Origin of the sequence: Streptomyces chiangmaiensis (genome assembly GCF_036281785.1) — a bacterium.
Taxonomy (GTDB): domain Bacteria; phylum Actinomycetota; class Actinomycetes; order Streptomycetales; family Streptomycetaceae; genus Streptomyces; species Streptomyces chiangmaiensis.
Map to the genome: position 1 here is coordinate 1 of NZ_JAYWVC010000037.1, position 14,739 is coordinate 14,739.

General features: G+C 71.8%; 16 protein-coding genes and 1 pseudogene. 4 read left to right on the forward strand and 13 right to left on the reverse strand.

What is annotated here, in order from left to right:
* Positions 1-671: potassium channel family protein (locus tag VXC91_RS14295; RefSeq protein WP_329507549.1), on the reverse strand; the 671-nt coding region annotated here is incomplete at its 3' end.
* Positions 671-1,342, reverse strand: a complete 672-nt coding sequence (locus tag VXC91_RS14300; protein WP_329507600.1) for a potassium channel family protein — start codon at positions 1,340-1,342, stop codon at positions 671-673. The genes VXC91_RS14295 and VXC91_RS14300, both read right to left, overlap by 1 nt.
* A 245-nt stretch (positions 1,343-1,587) precedes the next feature.
* Here VXC91_RS14300 and VXC91_RS14305 point away from each other — a divergent pair, with 245 nt between their 5' ends.
* Positions 1,588-3,639: an APC family permease gene (locus tag VXC91_RS14305; RefSeq protein WP_329507550.1), complete on the forward strand. Its 2,052-nt coding sequence runs from the start codon at positions 1,588-1,590 to the stop codon at positions 3,637-3,639.
* Positions 3,640-3,754: 115 nt separating this feature from the next.
* Positions 3,755-5,083 (forward strand): class I SAM-dependent RNA methyltransferase, encoded by a 1,329-nt coding sequence (locus VXC91_RS14310; RefSeq protein WP_329507551.1) that lies wholly within the window; start codon positions 3,755-3,757, stop codon positions 5,081-5,083.
* A gap of 33 nt (positions 5,084-5,116) precedes the next feature.
* Here VXC91_RS14310 and VXC91_RS14315 read toward each other — a convergent pair whose 3' ends face one another.
* The 6 genes and pseudogenes from VXC91_RS14315 to VXC91_RS14335 all read right to left on the reverse strand — a co-directional run bounded on the left by VXC91_RS14315 (position 5,117) and on the right by VXC91_RS14335 (position 7,852).
* Positions 5,117-5,638 (reverse strand): ATP-binding protein, encoded by a 522-nt coding sequence (locus VXC91_RS14315; protein ID WP_329507552.1) that lies wholly within the window; start codon positions 5,636-5,638, stop codon positions 5,117-5,119.
* 75 nt (positions 5,639-5,713) lie between these two features.
* A pseudogene (locus tag VXC91_RS47440) lies at positions 5,714-5,779 on the reverse strand (nucleotidyl transferase AbiEii/AbiGii toxin family protein); the annotation flags it as partial.
* Between the two features lie 49 nt (positions 5,780-5,828).
* Positions 5,829-6,518, reverse strand: coding sequence for a phosphotransferase (locus VXC91_RS14320; protein WP_329507553.1), 690 nt, complete (start codon positions 6,516-6,518; stop codon positions 5,829-5,831).
* Complete coding sequence (locus VXC91_RS14325; protein ID WP_329507554.1) at positions 6,413-7,315, reverse strand: M48 family metalloprotease; 903 nt, start codon at positions 7,313-7,315, stop codon at positions 6,413-6,415. The genes VXC91_RS14320 and VXC91_RS14325 overlap by 106 nt, the downstream gene beginning before the upstream one ends.
* Positions 7,312-7,713, reverse strand: coding sequence for a BlaI/MecI/CopY family transcriptional regulator (locus VXC91_RS14330; protein WP_329507555.1), 402 nt, complete (start codon positions 7,711-7,713; stop codon positions 7,312-7,314). The genes VXC91_RS14325 and VXC91_RS14330 overlap by 4 nt, the downstream gene beginning before the upstream one ends.
* A 10-nt stretch (positions 7,714-7,723) precedes the next feature.
* Complete coding sequence (locus VXC91_RS14335) at positions 7,724-7,852, reverse strand: hypothetical protein (protein WP_329507556.1); 129 nt, start codon at positions 7,850-7,852, stop codon at positions 7,724-7,726.
* A gap of 121 nt (positions 7,853-7,973) precedes the next feature.
* On the opposite strand from VXC91_RS14335, the gene VXC91_RS14340 reads away from it, so the two are divergent.
* Both VXC91_RS14340 and VXC91_RS14345 read left to right on the forward strand, forming a co-directional pair.
* Entirely contained in the window at positions 7,974-9,485 is a 1,512-nt protein-coding gene (locus VXC91_RS14340; RefSeq protein WP_329507557.1) for a hypothetical protein, read from the forward strand.
* Positions 9,482-10,471 (forward strand): lysylphosphatidylglycerol synthase transmembrane domain-containing protein, encoded by a 990-nt coding sequence (locus tag VXC91_RS14345; protein WP_329507558.1) that lies wholly within the window; start codon positions 9,482-9,484, stop codon positions 10,469-10,471. The genes VXC91_RS14340 and VXC91_RS14345 overlap by 4 nt, the downstream gene beginning before the upstream one ends.
* Before the next feature lie 4 nt (positions 10,472-10,475).
* On the opposite strand, the gene VXC91_RS14350 is transcribed toward VXC91_RS14345, so the two are convergent.
* From VXC91_RS14350 to modA, 5 genes are all read right to left on the reverse strand, one after another.
* Entirely contained in the window at positions 10,476-11,141 is a 666-nt protein-coding gene (locus VXC91_RS14350; RefSeq protein WP_329507559.1) for a DedA family protein, read from the reverse strand.
* 171 nt (positions 11,142-11,312) lie between these two features.
* The gene (locus tag VXC91_RS14355) at positions 11,313-11,732 is read right to left on the reverse strand and encodes a TOBE domain-containing protein (protein WP_329507560.1); all 420 of its coding nucleotides are present in this window, start codon (positions 11,730-11,732) and stop codon (positions 11,313-11,315) included.
* 95 nt (positions 11,733-11,827) lie between these two features.
* Positions 11,828-12,919: an ABC transporter ATP-binding protein gene (locus VXC91_RS14360; RefSeq protein ID WP_329507561.1), complete on the reverse strand. Its 1,092-nt coding sequence runs from the start codon at positions 12,917-12,919 to the stop codon at positions 11,828-11,830.
* Positions 12,916-13,767, reverse strand: a complete 852-nt coding sequence (gene modB, locus VXC91_RS14365) for a molybdate ABC transporter permease subunit (protein WP_329507562.1) — start codon at positions 13,765-13,767, stop codon at positions 12,916-12,918. The genes VXC91_RS14360 and modB overlap by 4 nt, the downstream gene beginning before the upstream one ends.
* Positions 13,764-14,588, reverse strand: a complete 825-nt coding sequence (gene modA / locus VXC91_RS14370) for a molybdate ABC transporter substrate-binding protein (RefSeq protein WP_329507563.1) — start codon at positions 14,586-14,588, stop codon at positions 13,764-13,766. Before modA ends, modB begins: the two co-directional genes overlap by 4 nt.
* Positions 14,589-14,739: the final 151 nt, after the last annotated feature.

Genomic DNA, 14,739 nt, shown 5'->3' on the forward strand with positions numbered 1-14,739 from the left:
GACGCGTCCTCCTTGCGGACCGACAACAGCTCCTCCAGTTGCTCCTCACGGGCCTGGGCGGCCACGAACAGCAGCTCGTCACCGGCTTCCAGGGAGTCCTCCTGGCACGGTGTCAGCACGCGGGTGCCACGGATGATCGTCACCAGGGACGTGTCCTCCGGCCACTGCACGTCGCCCACCTGTGTGCCGGCCAGGGCCGACTCCGGGGGCAGGGTTAGCTCGACCAGGTTCGCGTCACCGTGGCTGAAGCGGAGCAGACGGACCAGGTCGCCGACGCTCACCGCCTCCTCGACCAGTGCCGACATCAGGCGCGGCGTGGACACTGCGACGTCCACCCCCCACGCCTCGTTGAAGAGCCACTCGTTCTTGGGATTGTTGACGCGGGCGACGACGCGCGGAACGCCGTACTCCGTCTTCGCCAGCAGGGACACGACCAGGTTCACCTTGTCGTCGCCCGTCGCGGCGATCACCACGTTGCAGCGCTGCAGCGCCGCCTCGTCCAGGGAAGTGATCTCGCAGGCGTCGGCCAGCAGCCACTCCGCCTGGGGGACGCGCTCGACCGAGATCGCGGTCGGCGCCTTGTCGATCAGCAGGACCTCGTGACCGTTCTCCAGGAGCTCGCCCGCGATCGAGCGGCCCACGGCACCGGCTCCGGCAATGGCGACCCTCATCAGTGACCGCCCTCTCCTTCAGGCCCCTCGGCGAACGCCGCCTCGACCTTGTCGACGTCGTCCGTCCGCATCATCACGTGTACCAGGTCGCCCTCCTGGAGCACCGTCTGCGAGGTGGGCAGAATCGCCTCACCCAGCCTGGTCAGGAACGCCACCCGGACGCCAGTCTCCTCCTGCAGCCGGCTGACCTTGTGGCCGACCCACTTCGTCGAGGCGTGCACCTCGGCGAGCTGGACGCCGCCGGTGGGGTCGCGCCACAGCGGTTCGGCGCCCGACGGAAGCAGCCGGCGCAGCATCTGGTCGGCCGTCCAGCGGACCGTGGCGACGGTCGGGATACCGAGCCGCTGATAGACCTCGGCACGGCGAGGGTCGTAGATACGGGCCGCGACGTTCTCGATCCCGAACATCTCGCGGGCCACGCGGGCCGCGATGATGTTCGAGTTGTCACCGCTGGAGACGGCGGCGAAGGCGCCGGCCTCTTCGATGCCCGCCTCGCGCAGGGTGTCCTGGTCGAAGCCGACCCCGGTGACACGACGGCCGCCGAACCCGGAGCCCAGTCGTCGGAAGGCGGTAGGGTCCTGGTCGATCACGGCGACCGTGTGCCCCTGTTGCTCCAGGGTCTGGGCGAGAGCGGAGCCCACTCGTCCGCAGCCCATGATGACGATGTGCACGACCGTCCTTCCGATGTCAATGGTCATGGCTCGGCCGAAACGCCAAGGACAGGGTCTCAGACCGCCGACCAAGCTACACACGCACGGTCCGCATGGGGCACCCCTGTGCACGCGTGCCGGGCCCTTCGTGCGATCAGCGGCCGCGGATGACGATCTCCAGCCCGGCCCTCCTTCGTTGTGACGTGTGAGGCAGATCCATGTCGGCGGGTGGAGTGCGTCCGGTTCGAGCTTTACGATCCTCTCTTGTGTCCAAACTGACCGACGTGCCCAAACGGATCCTCATCGGGCGCGCCCTGCGCAGTGACCGGCTCGGGGAAACGCTCCTGCCCAAGCGCATCGCGCTCCCCGTCTTCGCCTCCGACCCGCTCTCCTCCGTGGCCTACGCGCCGGGCGAGGTGCTGCTGGTCCTGTCCATCGCGGGGGTGTCGGCCTACCACTTCAGCCCCTGGATCGCGGTCGCGGTCGTCGTGCTGATGTTCACGGTGGTCGCCTCCTACCGGCAGAACGTCCACGCCTACCCGAGCGGCGGCGGCGACTACGAGGTGGCGACCACCAACCTCGGTCCCAAGGCCGGACTCACCGTCGCCAGCGCCCTCCTCGTCGACTACGTTCTCACGGTCGCCGTCTCGATCGCCTCCGGTATCGAGAACCTCGGCTCTGCGATCCCGTTCGTGGTCGAGCACAAGGTGTTGTGCGCGGTCGCCGTGGTGGTGTTGCTCACGCTGATGAACCTGCGGGGAGTCAAGGAGTCCGGCACGCTGTTCGCGATCCCGACGTACGTCTTCGTCGCGGGCGTCTTCATCATGATCGTCTGGGGTGCGTTCCGGGGGCTGGTCCTCGGCGACACGATGCGTGCACCCACAGCCGGGTACGAGATCAAGGCCGAGCACCAGGGCATAGCCGGCTTCGCCCTGGTCTTCCTGCTGCTGCGCGCCTTCTCCTCGGGCTGTGCCGCGCTCACCGGTGTCGAGGCCATCTCCAACGGCGTCCCGGCCTTCCGCAAGCCCAAGTCGAGGAACGCCGCGACCACGCTCGCGATGATGGGCCTGCTCGCGGTCACCATGTTCTGCGGCATCATCGCCCTGGCCGTGGCGACCAACGTCCGCATGGCCGAGAAACCGGCCGCCGACCTGCTCCACAACGGTGTCGCGGTGGGCTCCGGCTACGTGCAGAACCCGGTGATCTCACAGGTCGCCGAGGCCGTCTTCGGCAGGGGCAGCTTCCTGTTCATCGTGCTGGCGGCGGCCACCGCGCTGGTGCTGTTCCTCGCCGCCAACACCGCCTACAACGGATTCCCGCTGCTCGGTTCGATCCTTGCCCAGGACCGCTATCTGCCGCGTCAGCTGCACACCCGCGGCGACCGCCTCGCCTTCTCCAACGGCATCGTGCTGCTGGCGGGCGCGGCAGCCCTGCTGATCTTCATCTACGGCGCCGACTCGACCCGTCTGATCCAGCTGTACATCGTCGGTGTGTTCGTATCGTTCACGCTCAGCCAGACCGGCATGGTCAAGCACTGGAACCGGCACCTGGCCACCGAGAAGGACCAGGCCAAGCGCCGCCACATGGTCCGCTCGCGTGCCATCAACGCCTTCGGAGCCTTCTTCACCGGCCTGGTCCTGGTCGTCGTCCTGGTCACGAAGTTCACGCACGGCGCCTGGGTCGCCCTGCTGGGCATGTGTATCTTCTACGCGACGATGACCGTCATCCGAAAGCACTACGACCGGGTGGCCGAGGAACTGGCCGCCCCCGAGGGCCCGAGCGACGACAGCGTCCGCCCGTCGCGCGTCCACTCGGTCGTGCTCATCTCCAAGATCCACCGTCCCACGCTGCGCGCCCTCGCCTACGCCAAGCTGCTGCGCTCCGACAGCCTGGAGGCGCTCAGCGTCAACGTCGACCCGGCGGAGACGAAGGCACTGAAGGACGAGTGGGAGCGGCGTGGCATCGACGTACCGCTGAAGATCCTCGACTCCCCGTACCGCGAGGTCACGCGCCCCGTGATCGAGTACGTGAAGAACCTGCGCCGCGAGTCCCCGCGCGACGCCGTGTCCGTGATCATCCCCGAGTACGTGGTGGGCCGCTGGTACGAGCAGCTGCTGCACAACCAGAGCGCGCTGCGGCTGAAGGGCCGGCTGTTGTTCTCGCCCGGTGTCATGGTGACCTCGGTGCCCTACCAGCTGCAGTCCTCGGAGGCCGCCAAGCTCCGGGCCGGCAAGCGCCAGGACTGGAACGCGCCGGGCGCGGTGCGCCGGGGCCCGGCGCAGGAGCGGGCCAGCGAGTCGTCGGCTTCGCGGGGCTGAGGCCGCCCGGTGCTGTGGTGAAGGGCCGGACGACACCCACGTAGACTGGTGGGCTGTCGTCCGGCCGTGCCGGTCTCGTAGCCGTTCCCCCTCTCGTATCTGGAGTCGACCCGCCATGCAGGCAGAACCGAAGAAGTCGCTGGTGGGGGAGGAGTACAAGGTCGAGATCGGCCCCGTCGCCCACGGCGGTCACTGCATCGCCCGCACGAGCGAGGGCCAGGTCCTCTTCGTCCGGCACGCGCTGCCCGGTGAGCGGGTCGTGGCCCGGGTGACCGAGGGCGAGGAGGGCGCCCGCTTCCTGCGTGCGGACGCGGTGCGGGTGCTCGAGGCGTCGAAGGACCGCATCGACGCGCCCTGTCCCTACGCGGCTCCCGGCCGATGCGGCGGCTGCGACTGGCAGCACGCCAAGCCGGGCGCGCAGCGCCGTCTGAAGGGCGAGGTGATCGCCGAGCAGCTGAGGCGCCTCGCGGGCCTCACGCCCGAGGAGGCGGGCTGGGACGGCACGGTGGTGCCCGCGGAGGGCGACAAGCTGCCGGCGGGTGAGGTGCCGGCCTGGCGTACGCGGGTGCAGTACGCGGTGGACGCCTCGGGCAGGGCGGGCCTGCGCCGGCACCGCTCGCACGAGGTGGAGCCGATCGACCACTGCATGATCGCCGCTCAGGGCGTCAGCGAGCTGGGCGTCGAGAAGCGGGACTGGACGGGCATGGACTCCGTCGAGGCGATCGCCGCGACGGGCTCCCAGGACCGCCAGGTGATCCTGACGCCGAAGCCGGGCGCGCGGTTGCCTCTGGTGGAACTGGACCGGCCGGTGTCGGTCCTGCGGGTCGACGAGAAGTCCGGCGGTGTGCACCGCGTCCACGGCCGCCCCTTCGTCCGCGAACGCGCCGACGGCCGTACGTACCGCGTGGGCGGCGGCGGCTTCTGGCAGGTCCACCCGAAGGCGGCGGACACGCTGGTGACGGCGGTGATGCAGGGGCTGCTGCCGCGCAAGGGCGAGATGGCGCTCGACCTGTACTGCGGCGTGGGCCTCTTCGCGGGCGCGCTCGCCGACCGGATCGGCGAGAAGGGCGCGGTGCTCGGCATCGAGTCCGGCAAGCGGGCCGTCGAGGACGCCCGCCACAACCTCGCCGACTTCCCGCGCGTCCGCATCGAACAGGGCAAGGTCGAATCGGTCCTCCCGCGTACCGGGATCACCGAGGTCGACCTCATCGTCCTGGACCCGCCGCGCACGGGGGCCGGCCGCGGGACGGTGGCCCACCTCTCGAGCCTGGGTGCCCGCCGCATCGCCTACGTGGCCTGTGATCCGGCCGCGCTGGCACGGGACGTGGCGTACTTCCGGGAGGGCGGGTACCAGGTGCGGATGCTGAGGGCGTTCGATCTGTTTCCTATGACGCATCATGTGGAGTGCGTGGCGATTCTGGAGCCGGTCGCGAAGGGCGCCTGACCTCCAGTTCTGTGCGTGCGCGGAGGGCGGACCTCAACTCTTGACGGCCTTTGCGATCTGCCGGGCGGCCTGGGCGGGCGTGAGGTGCGTGGTGTCGACGACCTCGGCCTCGCCGTGCAGCCACGTGCGGGCCGCCTCGGCGTACGGCTCGAGGTATTTGAGGCGGAACGGGGAGGGGCCAAGAAGAGTGTCCCCCTCGATGCGCCCGCGGAGGGTGTCCTGGTCGGCGTGGAGGACGAAGTGCCGTACCGGAATGGCATGTTGGGCGAGGCCCGAGCTGATCTCGCGCCAGTACTGCTCGACCAGGACAGTCATGGGCATCACCAGAGTGCCGCCGGTGTATTCGAGTACGCGGCGGGCGGTCTCGACGACGAGCGGCCGCCACGGCGGCCAGTGCTGGAAGTTGTTCGTCCTGGGCAGCCCCGGCGTGATGTCCATGAGCGTCTCGCCGACCTTCTCGGCGTCGAACACCCGTGAATCCGGGATCAGCTGCTGCACGAGTGCACTGGTCGTCGTCTTGCCTGCGCCGTGGGTGCCGTTGAGCCATACGATCATGGGACCCCAGGCTAGCGCTGTGCGGACCGCGGGAATGGGCACGGCAGAGATCCGGTACGGCTTCGGCGTTTCTCAGGCCGGGTTCTCGGTGGCGACGTCCAGGTCCTGGCTGGGACGGTTCACGAGGCGGTGCGCCCGCACGGTGGGCGCGTGGCCGGACGAGCCGCAGTACCAGGTGCGCAGCGCCGCGTCACACGAAGTCCCCCCGTACCAACCGGGCCAGCGTCGCATGGCCGCGTTCGACGACCTCCTTGTCGTCGTGGGGCACTCCCCAGGCGATGGCGCTCGCGGCGTCGAGCGCGGACAGACAGCGCAGGGCGGTCCGCTCCGTGGCGGTCAGCTCGCGTCCGAAGCCCTCGAAGAAGGCGGTCCGCAACTCGGGGAGTCGAGCCCAGGGTCCGCAGGCCAGGCGGACGACGTCGAGCACTGCGGCGTGCGGCCGGGCCCGCTCCAGATCGACCACCGCGAGTGCCCCGGTCCCTGGGTCGTGGAGCCAGTTGCGCTCCTGGAAGTCGCCGTGGACGTATCCCACGGGCAGGGGGCCGAGCAGCGCCAGTCCCGCGGCGTGCCGGCGAACGAGTTCGCGCTCCGTACGCCGATGAGGTCTCCGGCCGGCTCCAGGTGCTTCTCGGCGGCTTCGGCGGCGCGTTCGAGCTCGCCGGCCGCCTCGGCGCGGTCCTGCAGTCGGGGATGACCCGTCGGCCACGTACGCAGCGACGCCCCGGCACTGGACGATCGCGGGGACGGTGCCGCCGCCCCGGACGCGCCGCCGGGTCACGTCAGCACACGCTCCAGCAGCCGCAGCAGATCCCCCGTCGCGTCCGCGGCTCCCAGGGCCGGCAGCGCGCCGAGTGCGAGCGTCGTCGCGGCGAGCGGCCACAGGTGCGGGGGAGGACCGGCCTGAAGGGCCGCGATGCGGCGGCTGACCGCGTGGTCGGTGAAGTTCAGCGCGCACGACGGGGGGCGGCGCCGGGTGGTGAGTGCGGCGCGCGCCAGGGCGCGGGCCGTGGTGGAGCGGTCGCCGACCACGTCGGCCGCCCGCTCGTCCGCCCAGCGCTCCACCAGGAACGTGACGGTGGTGCGGACGGGTGCGAGGAGCGGGTCGGCCGCGGCGGCGAGCGTCACGGCGGTCGCCAGGAACGCGTGCCGGTGGGCGAGATGGGCGCGTTCGTGGGCCAGCAGCACCCGGCGCTCCGCGGGGTCCAGGGCGCCGAGCATCGCCGAGGTGACCAGGATCCGGCCCGGGGTGCCGCCGCTGCGGGGGATGGCGAACGCCTGCGGCACGGGGGAGGCGGCGACGACCAGTTCCGTGTCCGGCGGATGCCCGGCGCACAGGGTCCGCAGTGCTCGGCGCGCGCTGCGCTCCGCGCGGACCGCCCGACGGACGCGCACGACGACCAGCAGCAGGGCCAGGGTCGCGGCCAGGGCGATCGCCTCGGGGACCGGGTCGAACAGCGGGTGGCCGTCGTCCCTGGCGTCCGCGACGACCGGCGGCGCCTGGCCGACCAGGGTCACCGCGAGCAGCAGGAGCGACCAGGTGGTGGCGGCCGCGGTGAACACCGCGGACGCGGCCAGCACGCGGGCCGCGAGCGCGGGCGCCACCCTCCTGGCGACCAGCGGGCTCACCGCGGCCAGCAGCAGCGAGAGCAGGATCGGGGTGTAGACGTCGATCCTCATGCGCTCCCTCCGTCGGGGAGCGGGGGCCGCCCGAGGAAGTCGCGCAGGGCCCGCTCCTCCTCGGGGCTGAGGCCCGAGACGAACTGCTGGAGCGTGGCGATCGGGTCGGGGCCGCGGTCGAGAGCCTCGTGCATGGCCTCCGCGGTCAGTTCGGCCGCGTTCTTGGCGGGCCGGTACGCACCGCGCCGCCCGTCCACGTCGCGCAGGACGAGCCCCTTGTCGTAGAGGCGCTTGAGGATGGTGTGCACGGTGTTGTAGGCGAGGCCGCCGCCGATCTCGGCCTGGATCTCGGCCGGTGTGAGTGCCTGCTCGGTGGCCCACAGTGTGGCGAGCACCTCGCTCTCCAGCTCACCGGCGCTGCGTCGTTCCACCCTGCCCTGCGGGCCTGTGCCAGCCATGCCCGCAACCTTACAGCGCGTAGGGGAACGCGACCTCGGCGCCGGTGGGGGCGCCCGCCCTCCGGCGCCGGCCGCGGTCCACCCGATCGGCGTAACGGCGCCTACGGTGCGGCGGGTTGCCGCGGGTCTCGTGCTGCACCCCCAGGTCCCCCGCGTTAGCTTGTCCGTGTTTTACCTGATTTCTTTCCCGGTTTCCGTCGTCGATCCTACGGCTTGTAGGGTGTGATGCCCCTACAGACTGTAGGGGGTGAGGGATGGGTATGGCCAACTCGAACACCACGCTCGCAGGGGTCCGCAGGCTCGCGGGGCCGTCGGTGGCCGGCACATCGTGGCGGGACCACGGCCAGGGCCTGACAGCGCTCGTGGCGGGTGCCTTCACCCTGGCCCAGCTCCTTCTCGTGGGGCCCCGCATGGGCCTCGGCTGGGACGAGACGGTGTACGCCAGCCAGATCAGCGCCCACGCTCCCGCGGCGTACTTCAGCGCTCCGCGTGCCCGGGGTATATCGTTCCTGGTCGCCCCCGTCACCTCGTGGTCCTCCTCCACGGCCCTGCTGAGGGTCTACCTGGCCGTGCTGTCCGGTGCCGCCCTGTTCCTCGCCCTGCGCACCTGGCGGGGACTCTTCCCGGCCCGCGTTCTCGCCCTCGGCGGAGCCCTGTTCGCGAGCCTGTGGGTGACGCTTTTCTACGGCCCGCAGGTCATGCCCAACTACTGGGTGGCGATCGGCGCGCTGGCCGTCACCGGCTGCTTCCTGCGCGCCCACGCGGACGACGCCGACCGGCCGGCCCTGTGGGGTGTCGCCCTGAGCGCGGCGCTGATGACGTGGATGCGGCCCACCGACGCCGTGTGGACGGCGGCCCCGCTCGTGTTCCTGCTGATCTTCCTGCCCCGGTGGCGACGCCTGCCGCTGCTGTCGGCGTTGGTGGGCGGGCTGGCGGCCGGCGCCGTCCAGTGGGTCGCCGAGGCGTTCGCCAGCTACGGAGGACTCCTGCAACGCCTGTCCGACGGCTCCCGGATACAGGGCGGCCTCGGCTGGCACATCGCCGTCGGTGACCAGTTGCGCAGCCTCGGCGGCCGCACCCTGTGCCGCCCGTGCACCGGCCCGATGCCGAACCCGGCCGTGACCGCATGGTGGTTCGTGCTGCCCCTGCTCGTCCTGGTCGCGGCGGCCGTCGCGTTCCAGGTCCGGCGTCCCGCGCCACCGAGCCGCACCCTGGTGCCGCTGGCCTGCGCGGCGACGGCGGCCTTCCCGTACCTCTTTCTGATCGGGTACGCCGCGCCCCGGTTCCTGCTTCCCGCCTACGCCCTGCTCGCGATCCCCGTCGCCGACGCGCTCCTGCATGTGGTCACTGCGCCGGACGGCCGCCGGCGGCCGATCATCGCGACACTCGTCGCGATCGGGCTCGCCGGGCACCTGGCCGTGCAGTACGCCGTGCTGCACCGCACCGTGGTGCGCACCGACGCGGCCCGCCGCGACTGGTCCCGCACCGCGGCCGAGCTGCACCGGCTCGGCGTCCGGCCGCCCTGCCTACTGACCGGTGACCAGGCCGTACCGATCGCCTTCTACACCGGCTGTTCCTCCGCCGCGACGGGCGGGAGCAACAAGAACGCCACGGCCGAGGGCATCGCGCGCACCGCGCGGACCATGCCCGTGGCCCACCTGGACACCCCCACGGGCCGTCCGCCGTCGTATGCGCGCGGCTGGAGACCGCACTCCTTCCACGATGTACGCATCTACGTCGCCCCGACGGCGACCGGGAACGGACGCGGATGACCCCTCCGACCGCCACCGAGGTGGCTCCGGACACCCGGGCGGCGCCGGCGGAGCCGGCGACACCGGCCGGGCGGGCGACGACCCTGAGGGGCCGCGCCCCCTGGCACGTGGCCTTCACCGTCGTCGTGCTCTTCTGTACGGCGTTGCTCGCCCGGCACCACTGGCCGGTGGTCGAGACCGGCCTCGCCCGGCTCGCGGGCGCCGACCCGGGCTGGCTGCTGCTGGGAGCGATCGCCACCGTGTCGACCTGGGTCTGTTCGGCGCTCGCCCAGCAGGGCGCCGTCGCCGAGCGGTTGCCCTTCGGGCGCCTGGTGGCCGCTCAGTTCGCCGCCTCGGCCGCCAACCACCTGCTGCCCGCGGGCGTCGGCGCGGGTGCGGTCAACCTCCGTTTCCTGACCCGCTGCGGACTGTCGGTGACCCGATCGGCGACGGCGCTCGCGGTGAAGGCCACTGCCGGAGCCGTGACCCGTGGCGCGTTGATCGCCCTCCTTGCGCTCGCCGTTCCCGGGCTGCTGCGCCTTCCGCGCGCTTCCGCGGTGGCGGCGGGGGCCGCACTCCTCGTGGCCGGAGGTCTCGTGGTGCTGCTGTGCGGGCCGTTGCGCCGGGCCCTGCGGGCGGTCCTCGCGGATGTGCGGGCCGTGCACAGGCTCCCGGGTCGCGCCGCCGCCCTGTGGGGTGCGTCGCTGGGGTTCGCCGCGCTGCACTCCCTGGTGGTGATCGCGGTGAGCAGGTCGCTCGGTCTGCCGCTGCCGCCCGGCCGAGTGGCGCTCGCCTACCTCGTGGCGAGCAGCGCGGCCGTCCTGCTGCCCACTCCCGGCGGCCTCGGTTCTCTGGACGCGGCGCTCGCCTTCGCGCTTGCGCTCGCCGGTGCCCCCGGCAGCGCGGCGGCCTCGGTGGTCCTCGGTTACCGGCTGCTGACGGTGTGGCTGCCGCTGATCCCCGGTCTCGTGGTGCTCGGCCTGCTCCTGCGGCGCAAGGGATGGTGACCCGTCATCCGCCAACACCGTCCTTCGCGGCCCGGCGGGAGCGCAGCAGCTCCAGGGCGAGCGGGAGCAGTGAGACCACGACGATCACCGCGATGATCGGCAGCAGGTACTTGTCCACGTTCGGTACCGAGGAGCCGAGGGCGTACCCGGCGAGAGTGAGGCCGAGGCTCCATACGAGGCCGCCGATCACCTGCCAGAGCGTGAAGGTCCGCACGGGCACGTGCAGTGCGCCGGCCATCGGGTTGAGCACCGTGCGCACCACGGGGACGAAGCGCGCCAGGACGATCGCCTTCGCGTGCCCGTACCGGTCGAGGAGGTCCTGGGCGCGTTCGGCGCCTTCCTTCAGCCGGGCCGAGCGGCTGCGGGCGAGCAGCGCGCCGCCCGCCTTGCGCCCGATCAGATAGCCGCACTGGGATCCCGCGAGCGCACCGACGGCCGCGGACACCAGCAGCCAGGGCAGGGACAGCTTCACTCCCTGCTGGCCCGAGCCGGTGCACAGCAGGCCCGCCGTGAACAGCAGGGTGTCACCGGGCAGGAAGAAACCGATCAGCAGGCCCGTCTCGGCGAACATCACCACACCCACGCCCAGCGCACCGAAGGCTGCGAGCAGGGACTGGGCGTCCAGCACGTTCACCGCGAGCTGTGACCCCAGGGTCGAGGATGTGGTCATCGGCGCGAGCCCTTCCGTACGAGGCCGGGCGTGACACGGTGTCGCCCGGCGGCGCACCATCGTACAGACCGTCTACTGAACTGTAGACGACCAGCGGGTGACGAGTGTGCTCGTGATCACCGTTCCGGGTGGCCGGGACCGGGGCGCGGCGTGCGGCCGCGGCGGTGGAGGTCATGCCGCCGCGAGCGAGATCTCCGTCGACTTGATCAGGGCGACGACCGAGGAGCCCGGCGCCAGGCCGAGGTCGTCCAGGGCGCTCCTCGTGATGACCGCGGTCATCGTGGCGCCCACGATCGTGACCCTGACCGAGGCGACGACCCCGTCCGGGGTGACGCGATCGACGGTCCCGGGCAACTGGTTGCGGATCGAGACGCCCTGGATCGCGGTGGAGGCGAGCGCGACCTCCGTGGACTTGATCAGGGCGTACACGGCGGCACCCGGCGCGAGTTCCAGTTCGTCGACCGCCGCCGCGGTGATCGCGGCGGTGACGTCCTGACCTCCCGTCAGTCTGACCTTGACGATCGCCATGACCTCGCCCGGGAGGACGACCGTCACGGTGCCGGGAATCTGGTTGCGGATGCTCAGGTTCATGGGACGGGCCTCGAGGAACGTGGGGATATGTCTGTGTCTGTTCCTATGCTGAGCCCGAAGCGGGCGGATTCGCGGCCCTCATCCCGCGCGGCGTGTCAGGCCGGGTAGGCGTGCGTCTGTGCCGCCTTGACGGCCGCCCAGACCGGGGCACCCGGATGGAGGCCGAGCTCGGCCGCGGCGACGGCCGTCAGATCCGCGACCAGGGGCAGCTCGCCGGTGAGGTCGGTGCGGATCTGGTCGCCATGGGTCTCCAGTCCCGCCACCTCGCACCGCCACAGATTGCGCGCGCTGGAAGCGCCGGGCCGGTCCCGGTACAGGGTGACCGCACCGGGTGGGAACGCCACGAAGACGGGTCCGGACAGTTCCTCCGTGGTGGTGATGGCAGGCCCGGACTCCAGCCGCACGGTGTGTCCCACGGCGGTCCCCCGGTACAGGTTGAGCCCCACGAGCTGCGCGATGTAGTCGGTGCGCGGGCGGCGGGCGATCTCCGAGGGTGTGCCCTCCTGGACGACCCGGCCGTTCTCCACCACCACCAGCCGGTCGGCGAGGACCATCGCGTCCAGCGGATCGTGGGTGACCAGCACCGCCACCGCCTCGAATTCGGCCAGATGGCGCCGCAGTCCGGCCCGGACCTCGAGCCGGGTGCGGGCGTCGAGCGCGGCGAGCGGCTCGTCCAGGAGCAGCAGCCGGGGCCGGGTCGCCAGCGCGCGGGCGAGCGCCACCCGCTGGGCCTGGCCGCCGGACAGCCGGCGGGGCTTGGCACCGGCGTGGTCGGCGAGTCCCATGCGCTCCAGCCACCCCGCGGCGACCGTGCGCGCCTGCGCCTTGGACGCGCCCTGGCACCGCGGGCCGAAGGCCACGTTGTCCAGGGCCGTCAGATGCGGAAAGAGCAGATAGTCCTGGAACACCACGCCCACGGGCCGCGACTCCGGCGGGGTACGGTCCAGCACGGCGCCGTCCAGGCGCAGATGACCGCCGGAGATCGGGACGACCCCGGCCAGCGCGCGCAGGGCGGTGGTCTTCCCCGCGCCGTTGGGCCCGAGCAGTGCCACGACCTCCCCGGGCGCGACGGTCAGCGTCACATCGAGCCGGAAGGAGCCGCGCTCGACGACGATCCGTGCGTCGAGTCCCCCGCCGCGTACGCCGGTGGGGGTGCTGCCGGTTGTGGCCTGGCCGGTGTGGGTCATGGTGCCGTCACCCAACGGTCCCGCAGCCCGGCCAGGACCGCGATCGACACGGCCAGCAGCACCAGGCTCAGGGCGATCGCCGCCGCAGGATCGTTCTGCAGGGCCAGGTAGACGGCCAGCGGCATCGTCTGGGTACGGCCGGGGAAGTTGCCCGCGAAGGTGATCGTCGCCCCGAACTCGCCCAGCGCACGTGCCCATGCCAGCACGGAACCGGCCGCGACGCCCGGCGCGATCAGCGGCAGCGTGACCCGGCGGAATGCGGTGAACCGGGAGGCGCCGAGCGTCGTGGCGGCCTCCTCGTAGCGTGGATCGGCGGCCCGCAGCGTGCCCTCGACACTGATGACGAGGAACGGCATCGCGACGAATGCCTCGGCCACCACGACCCCGGCCGTGGTGAACGGCAGCGTGATCCCGAACCAGGCGTCCAGCCACCGCCCCACGACCCCGTTGCGCCCGAGCGCCAGCAGCAGTGCCACACCGCCCACCACCGGCGGCAGCACGAGCGGCAGCGTCACCAGGGCCCGTACCAGGCCCCGTCCCGGAAAGTCCGTACGGGCCAGCAACCAGGCCAGCGGCACGCCCAGCACGAGGCTCACCGCGGTGGCGGCGGTCGCGCTCACCAGCGACAGTTGCAGCGCCTGCCACACTGCGGTGCTGGTCAGCTGGTCCGGCAGGGCGCGCCACGGGGCCCGTACGAGCAGGGCCACCAGCGGCAGCAGCAGAAACGCCAGGCCGGCCAGCGCGGGCAGTATCAGCGGCAGCGGCAGCCCCGGGCGCCGGACGCGCCGGGACCGCGGCCCACCCACCAGGGTGTCGGCCGCGGCGTCGGACGGGTCGACCCGGGTCACGGCTGGAGGAATCCCGCGTCGGTCAGGACCTTGCGACCCTCGGCGGACCCGACCAGCGCGATGAACGCCTTGGCCGCTTCGGTGTTGGGCGCGTTCTTGAGCAGCACGATCGGGTAGTCGTTGACGGCCTCGGCGGACTCGGGGAACTCCACGCCCTCCACCTTGCCACCCGCCGCCTTCACATCGGTCTTGTAGACGACCGCGGCGTCGGCCTCCTTCAGCTCCACCTTCGTCAGGGCGCTCTTGACGTCCTGTTCGTACGACACCGGCGTGAGTTTCAGGTTGCTCGCCTCCAGCGCCTTCTGCGCGGCGGCACCGCACGGCACCGTCCTGTCGCACAGTACGACCTTGAGGCCGGACTTGGTGAGGTCCTTCAGTGAGGCGACCGTGTCCGGGTTGCCGGGCAGGGTGGCGATCTCCAACTGGTTGCGCACGAACGTGGTGGGCGTGCCGGCAGCGCCGTTCTTGTCTGTGACGATGGCCATGGTCTTGGGGCTGGCCGCGGCGAAGACATCGGCGGGCGCGCCGCCGGTGATGCTCGCGGCGAGTGTGTCACTGCCCCCGAAGTTGAAGGACACCTTCGTGCCGGGGTGCCGCTTCTCGAACTCCTGGCCCAGGGTCGTGAAGCTCTCCTTGAGGGAGGCCGCGGCGAACACGGTGACCGTGCCGGACAGCGCCTGCGAGGGGGACGAAGAGTCGGGCTTGGGGGAGGAACTCGAGTCGGACGAGGAGGAGCAGGCGCTCAGGGCCAGCAGCGCGGCGGCCCCCGCGCCGGCCACCTGCACCATCCGGCGGGTCCGGCGCGCGGAACGGGTCTTCACGGGTCCACTCCCTCTGGTCGGCCGGGAGGGGCCCCGCCGGTCCCTCCCGATACGCCGATCATACTGACGCAGATGCCATCCGGAAGTCCCCTGTTGCATCGCATGGGCTGGGAGATCTGCCGATGCGAACGGCATGTGCGTTTGTGCTGCG